The following is a 25116-nucleotide window of genomic DNA, read 5'->3' as shown; positions in this document are numbered from 1 at the left end:
TAATTATTTCAACAAAAGAGCGGAAAGCCAGAAAAATAATGAGGGGGGTACTCGGATATCACGATGAGTTAAAAAAGCGGCACGGTGTTTGGTTGACCGATACCGCTTGGAAATGGCTTCAACTTTCTGCTAAGGATTCTGGGACGACTGTCGGAGAATTCTTGGAAAATTGGATCACAGAAGAGATAAATAACACTTAATTCGGATACGACGGGGTCAACCCCGTCTCTGTCTTTCATCCCCGGTCTAAAGACGCGGGGTTCTCAGATTTCAGGACGTTTTGATAGAATCTTTATCACCAGGAAGTCAACATGAGCGTCGTGACCGAGAAGTCAAATTGAAACTCTACTCAGTGCGGGGGGTTCGTGAATACTGGATTGTGGATTGGCGCACTACTAAACTTGAGGTTTATCTGCGACAAAATGCCAAGCTTACCTTAGTCGAGACCCTGTTTCCTGGAGATATACTGCGATCGCATTTGCTTCCTGGTTTTGAGTTACAGCTCCAGATTGTGTTTTTGTGACCATCCTACACTCACCCGTTAGGAGCCATGTAAAAATAAGTTGTACAAATTTTATCTAGAATAAATTGTGAGATATAGCTTCCAGCAAAAAAACTGTTCAGGTTATTTTTACACGAGTCCTTAGGGGAGTGTAGGCTTTCAGTTGGGCGTTGCTGAATCTTCGAATGAATAGGAGTAGGGTGGGCATCCTGCCCACCCGAAAAAATCAGGAACGGGGAAGATACCCATTCCACAGGTGCGACCCAAGGGCGATTTACTCGCCCTAGGAGGCGCGCACCTACTCTTAAATTCATTCTATTATTAAGCAACGCCCCCAATCTGTTTATTCTCTTATTTTACTTCTCGGAGAGTGACAGAAGAGGAATATAGCGGTTTTAAATTAGGTGAGGTACAAATTTTTGGGTTTTAGGGAGCAGGGACTTCGGAGCAGGGAGCAGGGAAGAGGGAAGAGGGAAGAGGGAAAAAACTTGTGTACCTCATTAGACTAGAAAACGCTATATAAAGCGATGCAGCAAGGGAACAGGGGAGTGTCAAAGGTCTGTGACCAGCCTTGCCTTCCTGAGCAGGAATCTTAATTTCCTTTGACAGCGTTTTGATATTGCTGAAGTAAATTTGGCTCATCAATGGAACCGTGGTGATGAGTTTGTCGCCAGCCTAAATCGCTACCAAGATAATGGAAAATACGTGTGGTACGAATATCAAGTGGTATTGTGATATCACCCAGTTCAAATTCACCACGTTCGCGACCTGCAAAAATTGCCGTATTGTTGTCGAAATATTCAACAATATCGTAAAATTCGACCCAGACCTTAGCTGAACCTTCAAAAATGCGTTGATATAAATCTTTTATAGGCTTATATCCACGCTCAATACCACCTAATGGATTATTTAACTGAATTAAATCGTTTGGTGTCCATACTCTTTCTAATACTTGAAGGGAGCGTTGATTAAAGCTGTGATAAAATGTTTCGAGTGCTGCATATGCCCCTTCTCGACTATTTTTCAGAGCTGTTTGTCGTAAATCTCTAGAGTTACGCCCATAGATAGTGTCTTCTAAATGCGTAATAGTAATATTTTCCATCAAAACTCCTTTTCCGAAACTAATACATCTTTATGATACACTTTTACTATGCTTTAAAGCCAGGTAGCAAGCAGGAATCAACAGCAAAGTCCCTGCCCAAAAAATCGGTTGATAGGTTTCAATTAATTGGAAACAGAGTGCAAAGATTATAGCACCCGCAGATTGTGCACAAGCAAAAACTAATGTTGCAAATGACCAGGCAGACGGAAAATAATTGGTCTTTAGAGTTCGACGAAGTTCTGCTGCCGTTAAGAGAACTACCGCAGGAACACAAGCACCAGTGATTGTAGAGCCGATGGCTAATAACTCAATTTGCTTACTAAAGGCAAGTACTAAAAAGGCTAAGGTTTGCAAGATATAAGTGATATTTAAGGTAATTGGCGAACCGATTTTTTTGGATAACGTAGTTGCCAACCACGGACTGAGGATCGCCCCTAACCCAAACAATTGCCACAACTTATTCCCGACGGGTAAACCAAGCTCGTTGCTGACGTAATCACTTAAGTAGACCGTTGCGGGAATATAGGCAATTGCGTACAAACCGTAAGCGACAATCAGAGGTAACGGAAGCGAAAACCTTAAAAAATTATGCTTTGCCTCTAGCTTTGTTCGCATTTTAAACCATAGTATACTCACTAAAAAAAGCAAGAGACAAAATAGCATAATTGGCACAAGCAAATTTATTAATTCTGCCCGTAGCTCAAGCATGCTTGCAGAGAGACAAGCTCCTAAACCAATACCACTGAATGTCCAAATTTGAGTGTTATGTCGTTCTCTTGAAGTGCCAACGCTCAATGCTACAATAGGCCCGCAAACCATTAAACAAGCACCGAAAAAACCAAAAATGCTACGAGTTAAAAGCCACACTCCAACATTTTTTTGATATACCGATTCAAGAATTAAGCATGTGGTACTAAAAAGCAGACCTAATTGTAGTAACTGGCTTGCTCCTAGCTTTCTAAGCAACCAAGGTGCTACCACGGCACCAGCAGCATAACCTACCAGTAAAAACGCACCAATTTTACTGGGCGCATTAGTTGGCCATAATCCTTGACTAACTGCCAAAGCTGCTAGGGGCGTAAAAGCCATGCGGGAGATACCAACACCAACTAATATTGCTCCACCACCTAATATCCTAGCTTGCCACAGTGTTATGCTGTTACTTGCCATTTTTGATCCATAAACACATTATCTAAATCTGGATGATTAATATGGTTGCTGTAGTTAGTTAAAATTTTAAAAGCAATAATTAGAACAATAGCTAATAATTGCGAATGAGTGTATCCAGCTTCAATAAACTTTGATATCTCCTGCTCCGACAGGTGTCCGCGCTGATGAACCATTCCTTCAGTGGTTTCTCTTAAGACCTGCAATTTTGAGTCACTCAATGGTTGATGATTACGGAGTAAATGAATCTGATCTGCACTAATTTTTTTGGATGCTACGCTATGAGCAGCAACGCAGTATTCACATTCATTTGCCACGGAGATAGTTAAGATAACAAGCTCTTGTTCCACATTGCTCAGACTGCAATGCGTTAAAAGTGCTTCAAGTTCTGTATAGGCTTTTAAGAGTGATGGTTCTTCGGACATAGCCTGAAGTGCGTTTGGTACTATACCTATAGACTGTCTGATTTGTTCCAATATGGTCTCAGCTTCTAAAGTCATTATTACCTCCCTGTAATTAATTCAGTAACCCTAGTGGGACTTGGAAAATTATTTTCCTGGCAAGACTTTCAGACCAAAGTCCCGTTAGATGATTTGTGAGTGTATTTGAGTATGTTTAATCTTTGAACTTTAAGAGGGCTAATTTACAACTAGCTCTGCTTCAGAAGATACACTTTTATTTGAGAATAAACCTATTCTGGTGAAAAACTTAGTTGTACTACTTAGTAACTGGTCATTGAATTGCTGGCGGACTGGATGTGCCAGCAATTCTTTGCGCATACGACCTGGTTTTTCAAGATTCGCATCGATGTAGATTTCCCGCCGATAGAGCTTTTGCACAGCAAGTTTCATAAAACCACTAACAGCGTTCTAAACTTCTAAAATTCGCTGCTCTGGATATTTGTCTTTTAACTGCTGAAAGACCAATTCAATATATTGACGACCGTATGTAATGTGCCTGCCTTCGTCGGAGTGATGAAGCCAGTTAATGTCCTGAATGAATTTTGGTAAGGTTTGGTCTTTACCCATTTTGCGATTATAAAAATCAACAATTTCTTCAAAAATTAGAATGCGAGTAAAGAGCATGAAGTTAGCTATATCCGCTTCTGGTAAGCTGGCAATAGCTAAAGCTCGATCAGGATAAATCTTGCCGCCATATTGCAAACAAAACTTAGAAAAATACCACATATGTTCATTTTCTTCTGCAATCAAACAATGCAAGTATTCTGACAATATTTCAAAACCTACTGTATGTAGTCTACCTGTCATTTCTACTAACAACTCGCGGATACCGGTAACATTCAAACTGCAAAAATTGATAAATTCCCATTTGCTTAGCTCAATTAACTGCTCCTGAGAAAGCTCATCCTCAAAGCGAGTTCCGTGGATCGACATCAGGTCAAGGGACATCCATAATTTGCCACCCTCTATATATTCAGGCCAAACAAGTTCCTTGAATGGATCATAAGTATCAGCATTAGTTTGGCTAATGAGCTTATTGAGAGTTTTTACAAACTTAGTTGTATCTTTGGTAAGCACTAATTCGTTCATGAGTTTATCTTTCTGTATTTTTTTTGTCTGTTTGATTTTGTTGTAATATAAAACTTTAAAGTATTATTTTTATTTACAGCTTATCCAAAACGACAGAACTAATCATAATAACTCCGCCGTATTTGAAACCTTGGCTTAAGCAAAGATAAAAGCATTTTCTGCTGCTTTTAAGGCACTAACTTCTGTGTTTTGAAGTATGGCTATCTCGAAGTCAGAGAAAGAAATCACAGTATCATCATGTACTTGACTTAGCACTATGTCCTCAATTGAATATGCTTCAATACCACCGATACCAATAACATCCACACCCACTTCAAAATCGGTAATAGTGTTTGGATAAGTGAGAAATTCAGTAGTAACTATCCAGAATGAATCATTTCCTGAACCTCCAGTGAAGATATTGTTATTACCGTCGGTGACAAAAAAAGTATCGTCTCCATCGCCTCCAAAAAATTTATCATCACTACCGGCAATAAAAATGTCATCGCCTTCTTGACCATAAAGGCGGTTGTTGCCTCTACCAAGGCTGCTATCGAGTTGATCATTACCATGCCCGCCAAACAAGCGATCATCTATTCCTGCAAAAAGTAAGTCATCTCCCTCACCTCCATAAAGCCGATTATTTCCTGCTCCTAATGAAGCATCTAGAATATCATTATCTCTACCCCCAGAGAGACGGTCATTGCTTCCAGCAAATAGCTCGTCTCTTCCAGAACCTGCAAATATGCGATTATTGCCAACAGTACTGGGAAACATAGGTGCACTAGCTTGGCTAGCATCGACTAAATCATCGCCTTCTCCTGTGAAGAGAAGATCGTGATTCCCATCAAACTCGTCTCTTGAATCTACAGCGTCAAACACATCACCATTTAAAGTCCCAAAAACAGCTTCAGTTTCTGCTTTGATAGCTGCTAGTCTTGCTGGTGAAGGCTCATTAATGTTGGTGCTTAAATCATTTACTTCCGTAGACCTGTATAAATTTAAGATAGGTTCAAATATTACTCCCTCTGGGATAACATCAGGATAAAAAGCAGTGTACCCAATCATGAGAGAACTGCGGGACGCGAGATAATCAGGTTTGGGATCGGGAACCAGGGCAAGACCTATGCTAAAGCCAGGTCCTCCATTACGAATAGTCTCTAAAACATCATCCCAACTTGGTGCTTCTGATATTGGCAAACCGCCTTGTGTATAATAGATTCCAATTTCATCCGGCTTGTTGATATTGTAGGGCACGAAAGTGAAAAATGTTCCGCCTTTTCCTTGCTCATCAAGGATTTGATCGTAAGCAAACTCTAAGGTAACATTAGCTGTACCGTCTGGATTACCTTCAAATATGGGAGTGAAAACCAATTTTGATGTAGGAAGTAAGACTGGCGTGTCCTCTACTCCATCATTATTGATGTCGAGGGGAGAATCATGATCTGGAGGAATATCAAAAACGTCAAATTCGTTGCCAATGAGCTGACCATCTTGACCATCATACCAAAAAGTAGTCTGGATATTGTTTAGATTCGTTAGGACTAAAATTTGCCACTTTCCGTTTTCTACAGATATAGGAAATTGATTATAAGGTGTTGAGACGTTCTCTGGTCGTGTAATGTCTAACCTGTAGGGAAGCCCTGTAAAATCAAAATCCATAGTCACTGTATTAGCTAACTTGGAGTATGTTATTTCAGCATTACCTGAACCAGAAAGCATTTCCTGTGTGACAATGTCCACCTCATCTGTAAAGGAGGTGCGAGCTGCATTCAATGGAAATTGAATTCGCCCTTCATCTTCAGGTGCGAATTCTGTAACTAGATTAATGAAGGCATTGGTCAAGCTTTGAGTGGCAAGCTCCGGATTAAAAGAACGATATTCTTCGAGGTCAACAAACGAAGCAAACTGACGTCCATCTTCCAAGCCTATGTCTTGAAGATGGAGCAAAGCCTCAGAATTGCTAAGATCGGCAAGATCAGGATTAGCGTCTTTGTAAAATTCCAGGTCAACAAACGGTGAAAATAAACGACCTTCTTCTATGCCCACTTCAAACAAGTGGTCTAAGGCTTCACGATTGGTGAGGTTGGAGAGATCCGGATTAGCAACTCGTTTATAGTAATCTAAGTCGATAAATGGTGAGAATTGCAAACCTTGATCAATTCCTTCATTAAGAAAGTGTTTAAGTCCACTGGTAAATTCTCCCTGATCAACCGATTCCCTAGCCTCAGGATTAATCTCCAAGTAGAATTCTTCGTTAAAAACTTCATTGATTAAAATCATGATACCTCAACTTGTGACCAAGGATTTTTTAGTGTGTTTAACTTGTGAACTTTAAGAGGCTAATTTACAACTAGCTCTGCTTCAGAAAATACACTTTTATTTGAGAATAAACCTATTCTGGTGAAAAACTTAGTTGTACTACTTAGTAACTCGTCATTGAATTGCTGGCGGACTGGATGTGCCAGCAATTCTTTGCGCATACGACCTGGTTTTTCAAGATTCGCATCGATGTATATTTCCCGCCGATAGAGCTTTTGCACAGCAAGTTTCATAAAACCACTAACAGCGTTCTGAACTTCTAAAATTCTCTGCTCTGGATATTTGTCTTTTAACTGCTGAAAGACCAATTCAATATATTGACGACCGTATGTAATGTGCCTGCCTTCGTCGGAGTGATGAAGCCAGTTAATGTCCTGAATGAATTTTGGTAAGGTTTGGTCTTTACCCATTTTGCGATTATAAAAATCAACAATTTCTTCAAAAATTAGAATGCGAGTAAAGAGCATGAAGTTAGCTATATCCGCTTCTGGTAAGCTGGCAATAGCTAAAGCTCGATCAGGATAAATCTTGCCGCCATATTGCAAACAAAACTTAGAAAAATACCACATATGTTCATTTTCTTCTGCAATCAAACAGTGCAAGTATTCTGACAATATTTCAAAACCTACTGTATGTAGTCTACTTGTCATTTCTACTAACAACTCGCGGATACCAGTAACATTCAAACTGCAAAAATTGATAAATTCCCATTTGCTTAGCTCAATTAACTGCTCCTGAGAAAGCTCATCCTCGAAGCGAGTTCCGTGGATCGACATCAGGTCAAGGGACATCCATAATTTGCCACCCTCTATATATTCAGGCCAAACCAGTTCCTTGAATGGATCATAAGTATCAGCATTAGTTTGGCTAATGAGCTTATTGAGAGTTTTTACAAACTTAGTTGTATCTTTGGTAAGCACTAATTCATTCATAGGTTTGTCCTTTTGTATTTTTTGTTGGATTTTTTGGCAAGATCAACTTTTGGTTCTTCCGTACCTGCTATGCTAGAATGCCAATTTTGATTAGCTTTTGATTAGCTTTTTTATAGCAATCTAGGTCAATCAAGAATAAAATTGGCATTCCTAATCGGTTTCTACGTCAGGAAAATGTTCAATTCCATTAGCGCATTATCCTTACAGGGTTCCTGTATTAACAAAGTGTTCTTGTATTAACCGCGCTAATTTACTGACTGTGGGTTGCTTTAAGAGGGAATAGTGATTCCCTACTAATTCATGAAAAGAAGTTGTTTTAGGTAATAATGAACGCCATATTTCCAGAGACTCACTAGCTACACGCTCTTGAATATTTTGTGTAGCCATGACAACGAGACAAGGAATATTTTGTGTCATAGGCAAAGCCTGATATTGATGAAGAGCGTTGATATTAGCTTTAAAAACATTGAAAAGAGAGCGCAAATTCTCTATATTTCCAGATTTTATCAAACCCTGCTGTTGCGCTTCGCACAATGCTTCAAGAAATAAATCTTGTGATTTCCTACCTTGCAGACAACTCAGATCTAAGGGCCGACTTGATTCAGCCAGATCGGATATAAACCAATTAACAAGTTGTTCAAATCCACAAGTGTTACGGCTTAATGGCGCAGGACTATCAATTAATATCAGACTTTCTACTTCAAACCCCTGCAGAATTAGATTTTGAGCAACAGAATAGGCAATAACTCCGCCCATTGACCATCCGCCTAAACGATAAGGACCTGCAGGTTGTACAGCAATAATCTCTCGTAGATAGACATCAACCATTTCAGGGATCGAATGGATTAAATTGTCTGGATTTGCAGATTGTGCCTGAATACCAAAAAGCTGTAATTGTTTGGACAAAAGCTGTCCTAATATACTATAACATAAGATTCCTCCACCAGATGGATGAAAGAAAAAGGTTTTTGGACTAGGTTCTTGACCGGCAATAGGAATTACATGAGACCAAGAGTCCTCCGAACTACTATAATTTTTGAGATCAATTAATTCTGCAAGTTTTTCCAAGGTTGGATGTTGTAAAAGTGTAGTCACGGGAAGTTCGACTCCGAAAATATCACTGATAGCAGCGGTTAGGCGTACAGCTCCAAAAGAGTTTCCACCTAGATCAAAGAAATTATTCTCCCGCGTGGGGGTCTCTATATCAAGGATCTCAGACCATAGGCTTGCCAATTGCTGTTCTGTCTTAGTGCAAGGTGGTTCACTAGTTTCTGGTTGTTTAAAAACACTGGGTACCGGCAGGGCTTTACGATTAACTTTTCCTGTTGCCCCCAGGGGAAATTGTTCCAGAAATACAAATCTTGTGGGAACCATATACTCAGGCAAAAAGTTAGCGGTGTATGTTTGTAGCTTTTGCCATTCGTGTTGATTCTTATCTTGAGCAATGATATAAGCTGCTAAGTAAGAGTCTTGTGGTCGATCTCCAATCACTTTTACAGCAGCATTAACTACACTTGGATGCTTTTGTAAAACACTTTCGATTTCTCCTAACTCAATGCGATAACCTCGGAGCTTGACTTGACCGTCTTCTCTTCCCAAAAATTCAATATAACCACTTGGGCGTCGTACTCCCCAGTCACCGGTTCGGTAAATTCGCTCTTTTGAAATAGGATCTTTAACGAAAGAGTGGGCTGTTTTTTCCGGATCTTTCCAGTATCCTTGTGCTACACCAACACCACCGATATAAAGTTCCCCAGGAACATTGTCTGGGCGTGGTTGCATTTTTCCATCAAAAACATAAAATTCCTGGTTAGTGAGGGGATAGCCATAGGGTATACTTTTCCAGTCTGGGTCAATTTGTTCAATATTGTAGTAAATCGACCAAATTGACCCCTCTGTAGCTCCTCCAAGGCTAACTATCTGTGCTGAAAATAGTCCCTTGAGCCTTTCAGGTAACTGAATAGGAATCCAATCTCCACTCATCATAAACAGACGAATCGGTAGGTTTAGAGTAGAGGAATTTGTTTCTAAATACTCTGCCATAAGCTGAGCTAAAGCCGGAACCGAGTTCCAAATAGTAACCTTGTGTTTTTCGCATAATTGCGCGCAGATAGCAGGTTCTCGATTCGCACCAGGAGGTGGTAACACAAGTGTAGCCCCAGCTGCAATGCAGCCAAATATATCATAGACTGATAAATCAAAGCTCAGCTCTGAGATACCTAAAATTACATCTTCTGAATCAATCTGAAAGCGGCGATTAATATCCTCAATGGTGTTAATTGGACCGAGGTTGTCTAGCTTAACCCCTTTGGGTTGACCTGTTGAACCAGATGTGAAAATTACATAGGCTAAATCTTCAGGAGACTGAGCGCGAGGTAAATTACTACATTCTGCTACTAGGTCAGTGGTACGATCGATGGCGATTTTTTCAATGCCGCTCAAACAACTGTCATTGATATAAGAGGAACTGGTTAAGACCAATTGGCAACTACATCGTTCAAAGATGTTAAGTTTTCGATTTTCTGGAAAGTTAGGGTCAATGGGCACATAAGCAGCACCAGCAGCAATAATTGCTTGAGCTGCAATCACTTGTTCCCAACCTTTTGATACATAGACGGCAATTAATTCATTGGGCTTCACCTTGTATTTTTTACGCAAAGTCCAGGCGATTCTGTTAGAAAGAGTAGCTGCTTCCTTATAACTGAATGTCCGACGTGGATCTATGATTAGAGGACGATCTGATAGCTGTTCTACTTGCTGATAAAGATACTCATGTAAACATTGCTTTAAAAGAGGTGCTTGAACTGCATTATATTCTTGATGGCATATTTGCTGTTTCTCAGACCGAAAATCGAAGTTAGACTGCTTCCAAGCCCTTTCGTCTTTAATTAAACTTGATATCAAAGAAACGTAGGCATTGAACATATCCTCCACAACTCCGTCCTCGAAAACTGAATCCATAGCATCCCAGATCAAGGAAACACCACCGTCAGGTCTACTAATTGCTTGATGATCCAGTAGGACTTGAGGAGTTTCGAGCCCGCAAAAAACAACCTTCTCGCCTTCAAGCTGAAAAATTCCTGGTAAAACTTTCTCATCGGAATCGTTTAACATGCTCACAAAAGCAACTGGGCTGGCAGCGTAAAAAGATGAGCCATCCTGGCGATTCCGTTCTTGTAAAACATCTAGACCACATACCATGGAACGGGCGACATCACGGAATACCTGATGATGTACATCTAATGCCTGTTGTTCAAATGGTTGAGGTTTGCTACAGTCAATTTCAACCAGTACTGTACTTGCAAAATTTCCAACAACACCAGAAAGATCGCCAAATTCGCGCTCTCGGTTCTGAACCATCATGGTTAAGGAAAAGCGTTGATATTTTGACCAATAGGCTACTATAAGGCTAAACGCTGTCAGTAGTAATGTCGTAGGATTGATTTCTTGTTTTTTTGCCCGTTTAGTTATGATTTTCCATTGACTTGCGGAAAGTACGTGTTTCCGTCTGACTAGCTGTGAACGACGAGGCTCAGGTGGACTGGATTTCACAGGCAAAATTGGTCCCCTTGACAAAGTTTGGAGTCGTTTAAACCAATATTCTTTAGTTCGCTGATAGCGATCTGATGTCTGTTTTTGCTGCCTGTAAACCTCATAGTGATAAAGGTCAAAAGTCTTCTGAGGCAAAATTTGCTCAGGATTAGCATATATCTGCGAAAGTTCGTGTAACACAGTACGGACGCTGGTGCCATCTAAAAATAGCAAATCTAGATTGATGTGAACTAGTGCCCTCTCACTGAGTCGAGTGATTTCGATGTTAATGTTAGGCGGTGAGTCAGTCTTAAGATCAGCGCGATAGAGGCGTTCTCTAATCTGTTCAAGGTGTGAAGCCGTTTCTTCTTTATTCAGATGACGTAGATCCTGTTCTGGAATTTCGGAGTCAGGGATTGTTTCTACTACCGAAATTTGGCCAGTCGGCGACACACTAGCACGTAGCATACAATGCCTGGCCAGTAAATTATTCAAAGCGTGTTTTAGTGCTTGAGCGTCTAAATTTTCCAGCTCAAACTCTAGATAAAGATGAGGATGGACATGAATATCAAAATCGGGATTTTGTCCAATAAAATAAGCTCGCTGTAGTGGAGATAAATGTGCAATTTCTGAAAAATTATTGGGTATTGATTCAGATGTTTTGTTAGTTGGTTTGATAATTGTGCTTGTCATAATTAAGCTTGTGAATTAAGAAGAGTTTGAATAGCAGAATCCAGCGTTAGAGTTGTCTTGAATGTTTCTGGAGTTAATAAGGCATCTGGAAAAGTAATATCAAATTCATCTTCAAGATCAATCATCAGATTGGTTGCACCCATTGAATCTAAACCTAAGCTAGTTAATTCAGTATCATCTTTTATTTCATCAACTGATTTAACCAATTTCAAATGCTCAACCATGCAAGTCTTTATTCTTTCAATTATAGTGCCCATTTTTTTTTTGATTAAGTTTGGTGATTTTTTACAGCAGTAATATCAGGTTTTTGTGTACTAATTTAGTCCACTAAATAGGTAATAATTTCAATAATTTGCTTTCCTGTAGCTTTAAAAATTCGTGTCCAGTTCTTAAGCTATAAAGTTCTACTGGATTTCCCCCACGTAAGGCAATTTCAAGTGGAGCTGGGCGACTTAAGAATCCTACTAGACTAGCTGTAAGCCCGTAAGCGCCAACATTAGGAATAGCAATGATATCCCCAACTCTAAGCGAATTAAGAAGAGTAGTATTCCGAGCTAGACAGTCTAAAGGGCTACAAAGTGGTCCGACTACTAAAGTCCGCTTATGTTTGAAATAATTAACCTCGGGGGAATCTTCCCTAGCCGATAAATTGTGCATAAAAACATATCCCCGTGGAATTCGCCCTAGCCCTGACATGCCTCCTAAATGATTAATTCCGGTATCTAAAACTACAAATTGAGAGTCATTTTTTCCTTCTTTAATGTCGATAACTGTAGCAATAATAGTACCACTCGAAGCCGAAATATATCGCCCTGATTCAAACCAAACTTCAGCATCTGCACTGTGCTTTCGTTGAGCTAATAATTGCTCTAAGCGAGGGCGCAAATTATTCATTTTAACCTTTGAGTTTTCATTGGCAAAAGACCAGGGAAAACCGCCACCTAAGTCAATAACTTGAGGCTTAAATCCAAGTTGGAGCGTGAGTCTCTCAATACAGTTAATAGCTGCACTAAATGCTTCTATAAGGTTATCTTCACTTCCGAGCTGAGTTCCATAGTAGATGTGGTATCCTAAAAGTTCGACATAAGAACTCAGCTGATTGAGCCGTTCAGCTCCCTTGAGAAGAACACTTTCTTCAAACCCAAACTGTGTAGGTGCACCACTCATTGCCAGTCCACCTTGTAGTGGCTCCAAAGGATTTACCCTTAGCAACAAACGTATTTTTTTCTTGGCTTTTTGAGCAGCGTTTTCAAGGCGAGCAAGATCTATCCACGATTCTACGGAAAAATTGATAACCCCGAGTTCAATCGACTCCCGAATTTCTCTATCAGTTTTTCCTGGTCCACTGTAGAGTATTTGCTCTACTGGAATATCTGAGTTACAGGCAACTCTAAGTTCATTTTCTGAGCAGACCTCAAGAGAGCACCCTACACTGGTAACTGCTTTAACTATGGCTGGCAAAGGATTAGCTTTGAGCGAATAAAAGAGTTTGGCTTGAGCTGGTAAAGCTTGTTTTAACTCTGTAACACGCTCCTCAACAATATCGAGATCGTAAACATATATAGGTGAACCAAAACGAGCAACAAGTGAATGCCAATTATTGAAAGCCTGCTGTAGAGTTAATGGTTCTCTATTATTATGGAACATCATATCCATTGAATTATTTTTTACCATGTCTTTTGTTCGTCATTAATGATTGGAATCAAACCTTGCTGTAATTTGATGGAGTTGACATATTTTCTGACAAAAGTTCGGCTAATGCTCGACGGTCAACCTTGTTGTTAGATGTACTTGGGAATTCTTTCAAGAATTTCACAGAGTCAGGAACTTTGTATGGCTCCAGTAAATCACTGAGTTTTGACAAAATTGTATTTTCGGTAAGATTGGGTTTGTTTGTAACAACAAACAGGGCGAGATGATCGCCAACCTGCACTACTGAAGCGTTGTTAATTTCCTCGAGTTCTACAGCTGCTGTTTCGATTTCTAGAGGGTGTATGCGGAATCCATTTCTTTTAATCTGTTCGTCACGTCGACCAACAAAATATAGGTATCCCTCTTCATCTATTTTGAAATCATCGCCTGTATAAAGAACTCGCCCTATTTCTAGAGGATGGGTTCGGTATCGAGTCTGGGTTTCAATAGGTGATTTCCAGTATCCTAGTCCAACGTGACGTCCACACACCACCAACTCACCAACTTTGCCAGGTGGTAGTATATTTCCTGAATTATCAACAACAAAAGCATCAGTGTTGTCTAATGCTCGCCCAACAGATCCTGGATGTTTTTTAATTTCTTCGGGAGTCAAAATTGAGATACGCTTACATTCTGTAAGTCCGTACATTGGATATAGCAATACATTCGGTAGAGCGTTTTGTAAGCGCAGAATGTTTTGTTCAGATAGATGAGCTCCTGTGTTAGTGGCGACGCGAATTTCAGGTAATTTTTCTTTCCTCCGCTCTAATATTTTCAACAAAGATTCAAAAAGATTGGGAACTCCTGGAAGGACATTGATATTTTTTTGACGTAAATTCTTAAGCAACAAAGGACCTGCAAACTCAGAGCTACTGACTACAAGACGAGCACCAACTTGTGCAGCAATAAAACCTTGATAAAGACCGTAATCGAAGGATAACGGCAGAAATAAACCAATAGTATCTTCCGAAGAATAAGACAATCGGGATTGAATTTTTTCTACTACAAAAAGCACATTATCCTGGGTCATCACTACTCCTTTTGGATTACCGGTTGACCCCGATGTATAAATGATTAATGCTGGATCAGTATCAATAGCTCCTGACCTGGAGGCAATATCATTAAGCTTTGGTAGACAATCTTTGAAGGATTTGGAGTTAGAGTCACTGATGATTTCCCTGTCAATATTAAAGTAATTTTCACAGAAATTACACCGTGATCTGGTTGTGTCATCTAAAAACACCGCTTTTGGTTCCAGATTACTACAAATCTTTCTCAATGTTTTCTCAGTACTGCCTTCATGTAAAATAGTTACAGAAGCACCAACTACATTAGCGGCAAACAAGATGAGCAATATCTCAGGTCTGTTTTTTGCAAATATTAGAACTCGATCCCAGCGTTTGACACCAAACGATTTGAGGCTTTCTGCTAGTCGATAGACGAAACTGGCCGCTTCTGCATAGGTATACGAGTTATCTCCGTCTAAATATACTCGTTCAGGCCAACGTTTCGCAGCTTGCCAGAGTACTGACGTAAGTATTCTTTTCTTCATAACATTCAGACCATAAATCATCATGGTTCTTCAGGATATAGTCAGGGTAAAAGTAATATTAACGTGAGTTCGACGAACTACATAAATAAAACTGAAATAAAGGCTAATACTGGCGTTGCTTAATAATAGTTTTGTGGAATGGGCATCTTGCCTGTTCCTGATATTTTCGGGCGGGCAGGATGGCCACCCCACTTATATTCATTCCTTGATTAAGCAATGCCGAAATTTTGGCGGCGATAGGCCAGGCTGGCGGGTAAAATAACCAAGGTAAGTGCTTCATAAACGCTTAAAAACCTTCAGCTAAAGAGCTTTAATGGGCTTACCATATCTAACTATTTCTGCTTGCTGAACTACTTGGAATTGTAAAAGCAGGCTGTTAGATAAATCAAGGCTTTTCTGTATTGGATACAGTTTTTTAAAAATCGACAATGCCGAAATTTTGGCGGCGATCAGCCAGGCTGGCGGGTAAAATAACCAAGGTAAGTGCTTCATAAACGCTTAAAAACCTTCAGCTAAAGAGCTTTAATGGGCTTACCATATCTAACTATTTCTGCTTGCTGAACTACTTGGAATTGTAAAAGCAGGCTGTTAGATAAATCAAGGCTTTTCTGTATTGCATACAGTCTTTTAAAAATCGACCTAAAGTAATAATTATGATGAGCTATTCCGGTCATAATAGACTCAACACTGTTTGGATATCCAGTCCTACTCTATTATTACCGTTCCAAAAGTCCCAGCAATAACCCTTCATCGAGTCCAGCCAAGCTTGTAGCAAGCACCCTGAGGGTGTCAACATAGCCAAGATACATTTCGTACTGCTGTCGCTTATCTGGAGAGATTTTGTCAAACTCGACTCCTTTTCCCCAGCGGTGAATAGTATTGGGTTTAATCTTCAATACTCTGGCAATCAAGTTGATGCACTTCTCCCGATAACCATGCTCAGACTCGAGAATTAAGATATATGACTCTGTGTAGCAAGGCTGTCCGTATTGATTGACGGCTTCTAGTCCGAACCAGCGGCGACAAAATCTCCTTGGGTGCATGCCTTCTCCCTGAAGAACACGGGTTTTCAGAATCTTGGTAGCCACCTGATCAGGTTGATGCTTCCTAGTGTTACTGGCAGAATACTTCCAGTTCTGGAGATCCTTCTGAGAACTAGGACTGGCTTGAGCTATCCTGATTCCTTTGATCTGATTAATATAGTTGGGAATCCCTGTCTGAAAATTTGTTTTGTATGACATTACTACGCAGTCAATGATTATCAAGGAACTTTTGCACGCACAATTTGGAAAATGGGGGTAGCTCTCAGAGCGTGTTTAATGTAGATGTATTTCTTGAGGAGGTCTAATGGGTGACTTTTGACGTGATAAAATGTCAGCTTCTAAACAGGACGACATCCTTTTGGAAAATAAACTCACGGTAGTCTGCTAGGTCATCAACTTCCTGGAAGTTGAGTAAAATCCCAGGGACTAACCAAACTACCATTTTGGCCAGTAAGTTTAGTTTCTATTTCATCTGCATTACCTTAACTCCTGGATAGAAACCAACAGACAAGTAAGTATTCAGCGATCAGCCCCTCAGGTATCAACTCATGTCAGACAACGGCTGATCAATCAAGATAGTCAGCCCTTGTCAATGTTTAAAGTATGGGAACTTGGCTTGAACTGATCTATAGTAGCTTGTTGGTGATCAGGGCTTTATGAACAGCTGATAGCTGGCAAGGGTAGCTTTTCAAGTAGCGCCTTAGCTCTAGGCTGAATCCTTCGGCTCAATCTTCGTGAGAGCTCGCTCTGACTGACTGTAGAGACCATGCTCAACTAAATAATCGAAAATCTGATCAGAGTTAAACAGCATCATAAGTCATGAAGGTGTGAGTACCCTTTCAAAAAAACTAGGTAGGTCGAGTCGGGAGAATTAACTCGTTTCCCTATTGACTTATCAGACCGAATTCGGGAACTTATGCGAAACTTAACAAAAGTTAACGATATCTTCGGGAATAGGGAGTCGGGAGTCGGGAGTCGGGAGTCGGGAGTCGGGAGTCGGGAAAAATAGAGGTGCGGGTAGAAGGTTGGTAGCTATGCAGCGCCATTCATGAGGGGATTTATGCCAAGACCTGACTGCATCGCCTTTAGCTATGTGGCCAGCCCCTCACCAACATTTCACTATTACAACAGCACTGTAACCCCAAGCAGGATGCCAGGAATCACGAAAAACACCCCAAGGATATAGGCAAATGCGATCGCTTTTCGTTCACTAGCCACAGCAGCGAGGGTTTCTGCACTCACAATTGGCAAGCGACAGAGGAACGGAATGCCATAGATGATAATTACTCCAAGCACGTTGTAGAGCAAGTGAACCATAGCAATTTCTCGGTAGGCAGTGTTGGGACAGTCTGTCCCGGATGCTGCTGGCGAAATATTGCTTAACAAAAAAATGAGTAAAAGCATTGACGATATGGTGAGAGTTGGGAACTAATTAATGGCTATAGCAAAGGGAACAGGGAACAGGGAACAGGGAACAGGGAACAGGGAGCAGGGAGTAGGGAACAGGGAACAAACATTCTCTCAATTGATTTAGGATTGCTATAGTAGAAGTTCCTGGGATAAAGTATTCTGCTTTTTGAGAGTCCTAAGAGCGTGTTTAATAATCCAATTTGTTTCCTTGGTTGGAGATTCTTTTCGCCACCGCAAACAGGTATTTATTACCCAATCTGGATTAGATTTGCTGGCATCATTCAACCAGTTAGCAACCGAACGCTGCACATAATTACTGGGGTCTGAACGAACGAATTCTAATATGGTCAAACCTGGCTCAGGGTTTTTCTTCAAAGTCGGAATATGTTTACACCAAACACCACGAGGACGAGTAGCTTCTACCGCACAGCGTCGAATATTGGGGTCTTCATCTTTGACCCACTCTGTTAGTAAATCGAAGCTATAAGCTAAATCTTCTACAAGATAGCTTCTAAGGGCATCCCAAGCGCATTCTCTGACAGAGAAACTACCATCAGCGGCAAACCTACCCATTATTTCTAACCTCTCGGGTAAGGAGAGAGTCTGGTCAGCGGCTATACTAAAAGCAGCCCAAGCTCTAACCATGTCAGAAGTATGACTAGCCAACGTTTCAAAAATTTCTGTTGGGTTTTCTTCGTCTTCTAGAGCGTGAAAGAGTATTTCTCCAATCCCTTTGAGTCGCTTGGTAATGCCTTGGTCTTGAAGTTTCAAGCTCTGATCATACAAGTTATCAATTTTTTCTTCCCAACCTATTTCTGTAAGACTATTCCGAAGCAGAAAAGGCATATCAATGGCTAACCATTCAACGAGATTGACGGTTTCAATTTTTCCTTGATTGAGTGCCGATAAGACGTCATTAGGAATTTCAGAACGCTTCCTTGCTCCTTTTCTCGCTTTTAGCCTTTCAAGTTCAACTGTGTGCATAAAAAAAATTGCTTTTTTTTCACATCTTGCCCACCAATTAAAGTAGGGTGGGCAAAATGTTATGATCTAGAACTATGAAAAGAAGTCAACAGTTTTTGCCCACCAAAAAAGTATCTAGAACGTAGGGTGGGCAAAATGTTATGATCTAGAACTATGAAAAGAAGCCAACAGTTTTTGCCCACCCTACAACCTTATCATTTTGATAGCCGATGAATAATGCGATACACAATTAACCCAGAAAGTAGGGTGGGCAAAATTTGATGATCTAGAATTGCTAAAATAATCAAATTGTTTTTGCCCACCCTACAAGCTCATTTTCCTCCCCGATTGATAATTCGATCCAAAATAAACGCAGCGAACGCACCAACTCCCACATGAAATAGCACAAACACCACACTGTAAGTCAAGCAAGGTGTAACACCAGCAGTGGGGCAATTTAAGGATTCTTTCGAGTATAGTTGGGTGATAATAGACTCTACCGGTTTACCAGCGGTTTGGGAAGAAATACCACTGACCGCTAAACCAATACCGACGGAGGCAATCCAACGTTCTAATCGTTTCTCTTGTTGTGCTTGTTCAGTCTCCACAATGCCTCGGATACTACCAAGCATCTGGTCAAATAGTTGCTGACCGGGTTTAAGATAATTGAGGTTGACTTGAATCTGACGTTGAAACAGCTTGGTTCTTTGGTTGAGGAAGTTTTCCAAAAACTCGATATTATCCCCTGGCAGACTGGATTCGCCGATTTTTTCTAGCCAGTAGTGATAGTTTTTGGCATTGGTAGCGATCGCAGTTTTATGATCCTCCAGGTCTCGCAGATAACCAGCATAGTCAAAGGTCTTGGGTGGCATCTCCGTCAGTTTCTGCTTCAGTTGCTCTAGCCGTGTTTCTGGATCCGTTGCCAATTCCTTGAAGCCTTTAACCTCTTCTTCCAGTTGCCCATAGAGTGCTCTAGTTTGGCGATAACACCAACGGGCTTGATCATAAGCAAACAGGATTTTACTGCGACAGCACAACAGATTGAAAAATGACAAGGAAGTCTTTTCAACCAGGTTTAAGGTTTCTCGATTACGGTTTAACCAGACCAGAAGGTGACATTGCTCCGTTGGTTTCTCCTTACCGTTGTCATAGGCAAAAATTGGGCTACCAAATAACTGCCCAGATGCGATAAACGGGGGTTTTTGGTCGGTTCCCTGGAAAAAAGCATCCACACAGGCATTGGCTAACTTTCTATCCTCCTCGGGAGTGCCCACTGGTTCCCCATAGAGCACTAAGGTTTGTCCCAAGGAAGCTTGAATAGTGTTGGCTAGGAGGCACCCTTGGGGATTTAACCGACTAAATTGACTAGCTGCAACGGTATTCTGGCAAGACAGGGTGAGGTCAAGGGCATAAGTATCATGAATTTTAACGGGATAGACCTGGACGGTTAGGGGAGAGCCTGCTAGTTGCAGTGGTGCGGTGTATGTTAAGGGAGCTTGGAGTAATTCTACGTAATGGCTTGTGATCGGTGTTTGGGTTGGAAGGGATTGTAATTTTTCAGGTATTGATTTCAGGTCTGGGATAGCTAGGGGTCCGCTGAGTTTAGCACAGTTTTGCCACAACTGATTGGCATCCTGTCGCAACTGTTCCGGTTCTTGGCTTAAGTCTTGGCAGAGATGGAAGGCATAAAGGGTGACGCTGGGGTTTTTGATGGGCAAGGCGGTGTCAGTCATCAGCCTTTGGGAGTGTTGGGTTTTTGGGTTTCTGGGGGAGAACTCTTACGCAGGGCATTTAGTAGTTCTTCCGAGGAATTCTTTTTATACTCAGCTTTAGCTTCAGGAGTGGGGAGAGTGCCTCCAATTCCCTTTTCAACAGTTGCTTTTTCATCAATTAGAGGCATCAAAGCATTATTAATCTCTGAGTGAGAAGCACACCACCGAGCGATGTCATCGACTAGCTGTTCGGTATCACTTGCTAATGAGGTAATTAATCCTTCTAGTTCCGTTCGTTCTGAGTCCTTAAACAACTCAGGTTGAGTGTCCAGCAGTTGTTTAAAAGCAGATAAAAATAGATAATTTTCAGCTTTCATAGTCTTAACTCCTATTGACCAATCGCACAGAATGCAGCCCAATAAAATGGGGCTTCAAAGGGTTTATCGCTGTCATCAAAATTGTGAAACTTAGCCTTACTTAGGTATTTCTGAACAAAAGTCAAAGGCAAATTATCAATGTACTCCTCTAATTTTTCTTTTGTGGTATCCCGCAGCCAGAATTGCGCTTGGTTAAGAGCAACTGCTAAGGACATCTGGTAGTTTAGCAGATTATCATAAAATTTGATTATCAACAACGCTGTAGACAAATCGTTTACTGTCCACAGGCTACTAACTACCGCTGGACTACCTGCAACTAGGAAACCACTTGGTAAACCAATGTATTCGTCGCTGGTGTTATTAAAGTCGATTAATCCGGTTTCACAAGCCGAAAGAGTGACGAGGCGACATTGTTCTAATTTGAGGCCAAAAATTTCCTCTAAAGTCAGAAATCCATCTTCTGTAGTTTGGTCTTGGACTATCTGTTCTGTTTTAGTTTCCGCTAAAACCAGTGCCGATTCTAGAGGTGATTCTAGGTTGAAAGAGCCATGACAGGAAAAGTGGCAACAGTGCGCTGTTGTCAAGTTCTCATTTACTTTGACAGCAGCTTCCTTTGCCTCTTGGCTGGCTAAGACTTCAGCAGCCTTGAAAAATGATTTAATCACTTCTACTTCTAGGTTAGTGTAAACCAAATCATCAGTGGGGTTTTGAACCGCAAATAGGTGGGTAAAATCTTCTGGGCGTTTTCTGCTTTGAGTAAGTTGCAGTAGTTGACAGCTAGGAGCGTAACTTACCCCTGCTGGAAACTGATCCATTAGAATTTTAGATGTAGCTTCTACCTGCTGACTGTTGATAGGTAACGCATGAAGGGGGAACAAATGTAAATACCGATGGGGGATTAAAATTAAGCGATCGCACTCTGGAGGAATCTGCTGAATGATGTCATCAATGTGCAGAATTTGCGCCAACAAATGTAGACGGGTAGTCAGGCGACGTTGCCAATGGAATTTCTTTGTGCTGTAGGCTCGCCAATATCCATTTGCCCAATTTACCAATTGATCTAAGTCTTTTGGCTGAGACTCCCAAACGATAGGCTGCTGGGTTTGGTTAGTAAAGATGAAAGTAAGTAGCTTATCCCGTGTAATGTAAAACTCCACAATGGTGGTGCGATCATCCAGTTTTTGCTGAAATTGCTTAAACTGGAAGCTAGAACCGATAGGTAAGTAGCGGTTTTGCAATTCATTCCGCTGTTGTCGCAATTCTTGGAGATGTTGTGCCAGGGCTGTTGGATTTTCAGCTTTGCCATGTTGGATTTTATATTGACCTATGGCTATTTCATCCCTGTATTGTTCTAGTTGAGTAACAACATCTGCGGGAAAGATGGTTTTCAGGTCACGGCTGAGGATCTGTTCAACTAAATTGCGGGTTTTGCTCCGTTCAACATATTCAATGGCTTCGGTGATATTAGTTAATTCTAAACAGACTTCTACCATGCTGATATAAAGTTTGTTCCATTCTTCTGCTTGCTTGCGTTTGCTTTCGTCACCTGAAACTATTTCTTCGCGCAAAGATTCTACGGTAGCGATGGCAGATGCAAAGGTGCTGTATGCTGAGGTAAACTGGCTAATGTCTTGGTAAGTCAGCCCTAGGTTGAATAAAGTTTCTGCATGGCTTTGGGGAAATGCCTCAAAGGTTCTGACTCTAAGAGCCTGTTGGAAACAAGCGATGGCATCTTCACTATTCTGTGCTTTCTCACCTTTGATTCTGTAAGAGTAAGCACCACCGAGATTATTTTGTGTCCTTGCCCAATCAATAGAAAATTCCTCAAAGGTTCTGACTCTAAGAGCTTCTTGGTAACAAGCGATGGCCTCTTCTATATTCTGTGCTTTTTCACCTTTGATTCGGTCAGAGTAAGCAATACCGAGATTATTTTGTGTTTCTGCCCACTCAATAGGAAATGCCTCAAAGGTTCTGACTCTAAGAGCCTGTTGATAACAAGCGATGGCCTCTTCTATATTCTGTGGTTTTTCCCCTTCGATTCGGTCACCGTAAGCATTACCGAGATTATTTTGTGTTTGTGCCCACTCAATAGGAAATCCCTCAAAGGTTGTGACTGTAAGAGCCTGTTTTAAACAAGCAATCGCCTCTTCTATATTCTGTGCTTTCTCACCTTTGATTCGGTCACCGTAAGCATTACCGAGATTATTTTGTGTCGTTGCCCACTCAATAGGAAATTCCTCAAAGTTTAATACTATAATAGCCTGTTGATAACAAGCGATCGCCTCTTCTATATTCTGTGCTTTCTCACCTTTGATTCGGTAATAGTAAGCAATACCGAGATTATTTTGTGTTTCTGCCCACTCAATAGGAAATCCCTCAAAGGTTCTGACTGTAAAAGCCTGTTGGTAACAAGCGATCGAATTTTCTATATTCTGTGCTTTCTCACCTTTGATTCGGTAAGAGTAAGCAATACCGAGATTATTTTGTGTCGTTGCCCACTCAATAGGAAATTCCTCAAAGGTATAAACTCTAAGAGCCTCTTTGTAACAAGCGATCGAATTTTCTATATTTTGTGCTTTCTCACCTTTGATTCGGTCATAGTAATCATGACCGAGATTATTTTGTGTCCTTGCCCACTCAATAGGAAATTCCTCAAAGGTATAAACTCTAAGAGCCTGTTGATAACAAGCGATCGAATTTTCTATATTCTGTGCTTTCTCACCTTTGATTCGGTCATAGTAATCATGACCGAGATTATTTTGTGTCGTTGCCCACTCAATAGGAAATGCCTCAAAGGTATAAACTCTAAGAGCCTCTTTGTAACAAGCGATCGAATTTTCTATATTCTGTGCTTTCTCACCTTTGATTCGGTAAGCGTAAGCAATACCGAGATTATTTTGTGTGATTGCCCACTCAATAGGAAATGCTTCACGGGTGTAGACTGTTAGTACGACTTCATAGCCAGTGATGGCAATTTCAATATTGCTGACTTTTTCACCCAAGGTAAATTCCCGAATTCGATTGCTAAAATTGCCAATAAAATCTGCTATAAATTTTACCTTTGCTTCTTTTTTAGCAAGATTAATTCTTGCCCAATCCTGCAATTTTTCTGCTAACTTCTCATTAAGTTTGTCTATATTTGCTGCCAGTAATGGATAAACTACCTGCGCGTCACCATTACTGTCTTCAATTGCTTGTATAACATCTAATATAAACTCGAATTGGGGATCAGATGTTTTGCGATTTCTCCCCATCAACCGTTCTTTAATAGTTATTAAACAATAATACAACCGCTTGACAATATTCATTACCAAATTAGACTTATCTAAATCGCCCTAAATTCACCAATCTTCTTCTACTCTCAGCATTGTCTACTGCCATCTCTTAGGGAAAGGCAAGAGCCAAGAGCCAAGAGTTAATAAATTATAGCATTTCTAAATAAATTATGACCAGCAATCTTAATTTATCGTAACACCAAAAACTCCTCGGATATCTTGACACTGCTCCCTGCTCCCTACTCCCTACTCCCTAAACACTAAGAGACAAAGATTCACCCACTTTATAATCCCAAATATCAGATACTTCAATCTTCAGTTGGTGATTAGAATTAAAGTAACTATAGATATACTCAGCAGGTATAATTATTTTCGTCTTATACTCACTTACTGTTGGATGATACCCAAAGGGAATAGACTCAAAATGAGTTTTATCCCGGTCAAGGTTATCCAATTTTGCTGTTTCCGTTGGATCCATTCCCTCCCGGAGATTTAAATCAATAACATGAGATTTAACCGCCATTTCCGAACTAACATCAATAATGTTAGTTTCAACTCGATTAAGCAGAGGTTGCTCCCGGTGTATTGCATATTCCAGCACCACAGGATTTCCTGGTACACAGCTACCAACCTGAGTTAACGATGGTGAAGCGGCTGGAGCGTGGGGTTGGTAGAGTAGCATTGGGTGAATATGTGGATCGAAGCCCCATTGAGTCACCTGAGGATTTGCTAATTGATATTCTAAAGAATTATTAGTACCTATCCTAATCTCAAAATGCAAATGAACGACATTAGTTTCTCCACTTTTTCCCATTTTGCCGATTAACTGACCAGCACTAATCGCTTCTCCATCTTTTCCTTTTTTCCAACCACTAACAATCGGCAACGTGCTGTCTTTGTCGAGATGACAATACCAGGTATAAAAATACTTGACTGTTTTGCCATAGTAAGTAAACGGTGTCGGAAACTGATGACGTAGCCTCACCGTAAAACCAGCACCAGAGTATTCCCGGTATCCCCAAAAAACCCCGTCATAGGGAGCAACAATATCATCCTCACCAGCCTTACCATCCATTTCTCCAACATCAATACCACGGTGAAAGTCTGAGGAGACAGAATCGATTTCTGTACGACACATAAACGTCGATCCAATATGACGGAAATCTTTACCAGCCACAGGAAATACTGTCTGGTCGTGCAAAGATTTCATTGCTGCCTTAAGGGCATCATAGTTAGGATTGTTGGACATAATTTTAACCTTAAATAGGGAACAGGGAACAGGGAATAGGGAATAGGGAATAGGGAATAGGGAAC

Annotated in this window: 20 protein-coding genes; 2 read left to right on the top strand and 18 right to left on the bottom strand. The window is 40.7% G+C overall.

Annotated elements, in window-relative coordinates; all coding sequences use genetic code 11:
- Nucleotides 1-38: 38 nt before the first annotated feature.
- Both F6J90_RS35845 and F6J90_RS35840 read left to right on the top strand, forming a co-directional pair.
- Complete coding sequence (locus F6J90_RS35845) at nucleotides 39-200, top strand: hypothetical protein (protein ID WP_293105098.1); 162 nt, start codon at nucleotides 39-41, stop codon at nucleotides 198-200.
- Nucleotides 201-280: 80 nt separating this feature from the next.
- Nucleotides 281-523, top strand: a complete 243-nt coding sequence (locus F6J90_RS35840) for a Uma2 family endonuclease (RefSeq protein WP_293105095.1) — start codon at nucleotides 281-283, stop codon at nucleotides 521-523.
- 571 nt (nucleotides 524-1094) lie between these two features.
- Here the strand turns inward: F6J90_RS35840 and F6J90_RS35835 are convergent.
- From F6J90_RS35835 to F6J90_RS35750, 18 genes are all read right to left on the bottom strand, one after another.
- Nucleotides 1095-1604: a nuclear transport factor 2 family protein gene (locus F6J90_RS35835; RefSeq protein WP_293105091.1), complete on the bottom strand. Its 510-nt coding sequence runs from the start codon at nucleotides 1602-1604 to the stop codon at nucleotides 1095-1097.
- Between the two features lie 30 nt (nucleotides 1605-1634).
- On the bottom strand, nucleotides 1635-2774 hold the full coding sequence (locus F6J90_RS35830; protein ID WP_293105088.1) for a YbfB/YjiJ family MFS transporter: 1140 nt from the start codon (nucleotides 2772-2774) through the stop codon (nucleotides 1635-1637).
- Nucleotides 2756-3271: a carboxymuconolactone decarboxylase family protein gene (locus F6J90_RS35825; RefSeq protein ID WP_293105085.1), complete on the bottom strand. Its 516-nt coding sequence runs from the start codon at nucleotides 3269-3271 to the stop codon at nucleotides 2756-2758. The genes F6J90_RS35830 and F6J90_RS35825 overlap by 19 nt, the downstream gene beginning before the upstream one ends.
- Nucleotides 3272-3409: 138 nt before the next feature.
- Entirely contained in the window at nucleotides 3410-3622 is a 213-nt protein-coding gene (locus F6J90_RS35820; protein WP_293105082.1) for a hypothetical protein, read from the bottom strand.
- Between the two features lie 18 nt (nucleotides 3623-3640).
- Nucleotides 3641-4321: a diiron oxygenase gene (locus F6J90_RS35815; RefSeq protein ID WP_293105079.1), complete on the bottom strand. Its 681-nt coding sequence runs from the start codon at nucleotides 4319-4321 to the stop codon at nucleotides 3641-3643.
- A 135-nt stretch (nucleotides 4322-4456) separates the two neighbouring features.
- On the bottom strand, nucleotides 4457-6583 hold the full coding sequence (locus tag F6J90_RS35810) for a calcium-binding protein (RefSeq protein ID WP_293105076.1): 2127 nt from the start codon (nucleotides 6581-6583) through the stop codon (nucleotides 4457-4459).
- A gap of 59 nt (nucleotides 6584-6642) precedes the next feature.
- Nucleotides 6643-7554, bottom strand: a complete 912-nt coding sequence (locus tag F6J90_RS35805; RefSeq protein ID WP_293105073.1) for a diiron oxygenase — start codon at nucleotides 7552-7554, stop codon at nucleotides 6643-6645.
- 201 nt (nucleotides 7555-7755) lie between these two features.
- Nucleotides 7756-11778 (bottom strand): amino acid adenylation domain-containing protein, encoded by a 4023-nt coding sequence (locus F6J90_RS35800; protein WP_293105071.1) that lies wholly within the window; start codon nucleotides 11776-11778, stop codon nucleotides 7756-7758.
- A 2-nt stretch (nucleotides 11779-11780) separates the two neighbouring features.
- Entirely contained in the window at nucleotides 11781-12035 is a 255-nt protein-coding gene (locus F6J90_RS35795; protein ID WP_293105068.1) for a phosphopantetheine-binding protein, read from the bottom strand.
- Between the two features lie 70 nt (nucleotides 12036-12105).
- Nucleotides 12106-13452, bottom strand: a complete 1347-nt coding sequence (locus F6J90_RS35790) for a hypothetical protein (RefSeq protein WP_293105065.1) — start codon at nucleotides 13450-13452, stop codon at nucleotides 12106-12108.
- Between the two features lie 28 nt (nucleotides 13453-13480).
- Nucleotides 13481-15046, bottom strand: a complete 1566-nt coding sequence (locus F6J90_RS35785; protein ID WP_293105063.1) for a class I adenylate-forming enzyme family protein — start codon at nucleotides 15044-15046, stop codon at nucleotides 13481-13483.
- 692 nt (nucleotides 15047-15738) lie between these two features.
- Nucleotides 15739-16263, bottom strand: a complete 525-nt coding sequence (locus tag F6J90_RS35780; protein ID WP_293105060.1) for a hypothetical protein — start codon at nucleotides 16261-16263, stop codon at nucleotides 15739-15741.
- 924 nt (nucleotides 16264-17187) lie between these two features.
- Nucleotides 17188-17469 (bottom strand): hypothetical protein, encoded by a 282-nt coding sequence (locus F6J90_RS35775; RefSeq protein WP_293105057.1) that lies wholly within the window; start codon nucleotides 17467-17469, stop codon nucleotides 17188-17190.
- 135 nt (nucleotides 17470-17604) lie between these two features.
- Nucleotides 17605-18459 (bottom strand): DNA alkylation repair protein, encoded by an 855-nt coding sequence (locus F6J90_RS35770; protein ID WP_293105054.1) that lies wholly within the window; start codon nucleotides 18457-18459, stop codon nucleotides 17605-17607.
- 311 nt (nucleotides 18460-18770) lie between these two features.
- Nucleotides 18771-20171, bottom strand: a complete 1401-nt coding sequence (locus tag F6J90_RS35765) for a hypothetical protein (protein WP_293105051.1) — start codon at nucleotides 20169-20171, stop codon at nucleotides 18771-18773.
- Entirely contained in the window at nucleotides 20171-20527 is a 357-nt protein-coding gene (locus F6J90_RS35760) for a hypothetical protein (protein ID WP_293105048.1), read from the bottom strand. Before F6J90_RS35760 ends, F6J90_RS35765 begins: the two co-directional genes overlap by 1 nt.
- 11 nt (nucleotides 20528-20538) lie before the next feature.
- Nucleotides 20539-23781, bottom strand: a complete 3243-nt coding sequence (locus tag F6J90_RS35755) for a CHAT domain-containing protein (protein WP_293105046.1) — start codon at nucleotides 23779-23781, stop codon at nucleotides 20539-20541.
- A gap of 274 nt (nucleotides 23782-24055) precedes the next feature.
- The gene (locus F6J90_RS35750; protein WP_293105043.1) at nucleotides 24056-25051 is read right to left on the bottom strand and encodes a M23 family metallopeptidase; all 996 of its coding nucleotides are present in this window, start codon (nucleotides 25049-25051) and stop codon (nucleotides 24056-24058) included.
- Nucleotides 25052-25116 lie beyond the last annotated feature (65 nt).

The organism is Moorena sp. SIOASIH, assembly GCF_010671925.1.
Taxonomy (GTDB): domain Bacteria; phylum Cyanobacteriota; class Cyanobacteriia; order Cyanobacteriales; family Coleofasciculaceae; genus Moorena.
The sequence above is the reverse complement of the archived record's forward strand: the minus strand, read 5'-3'. Positions and strand labels throughout refer to the sequence as shown.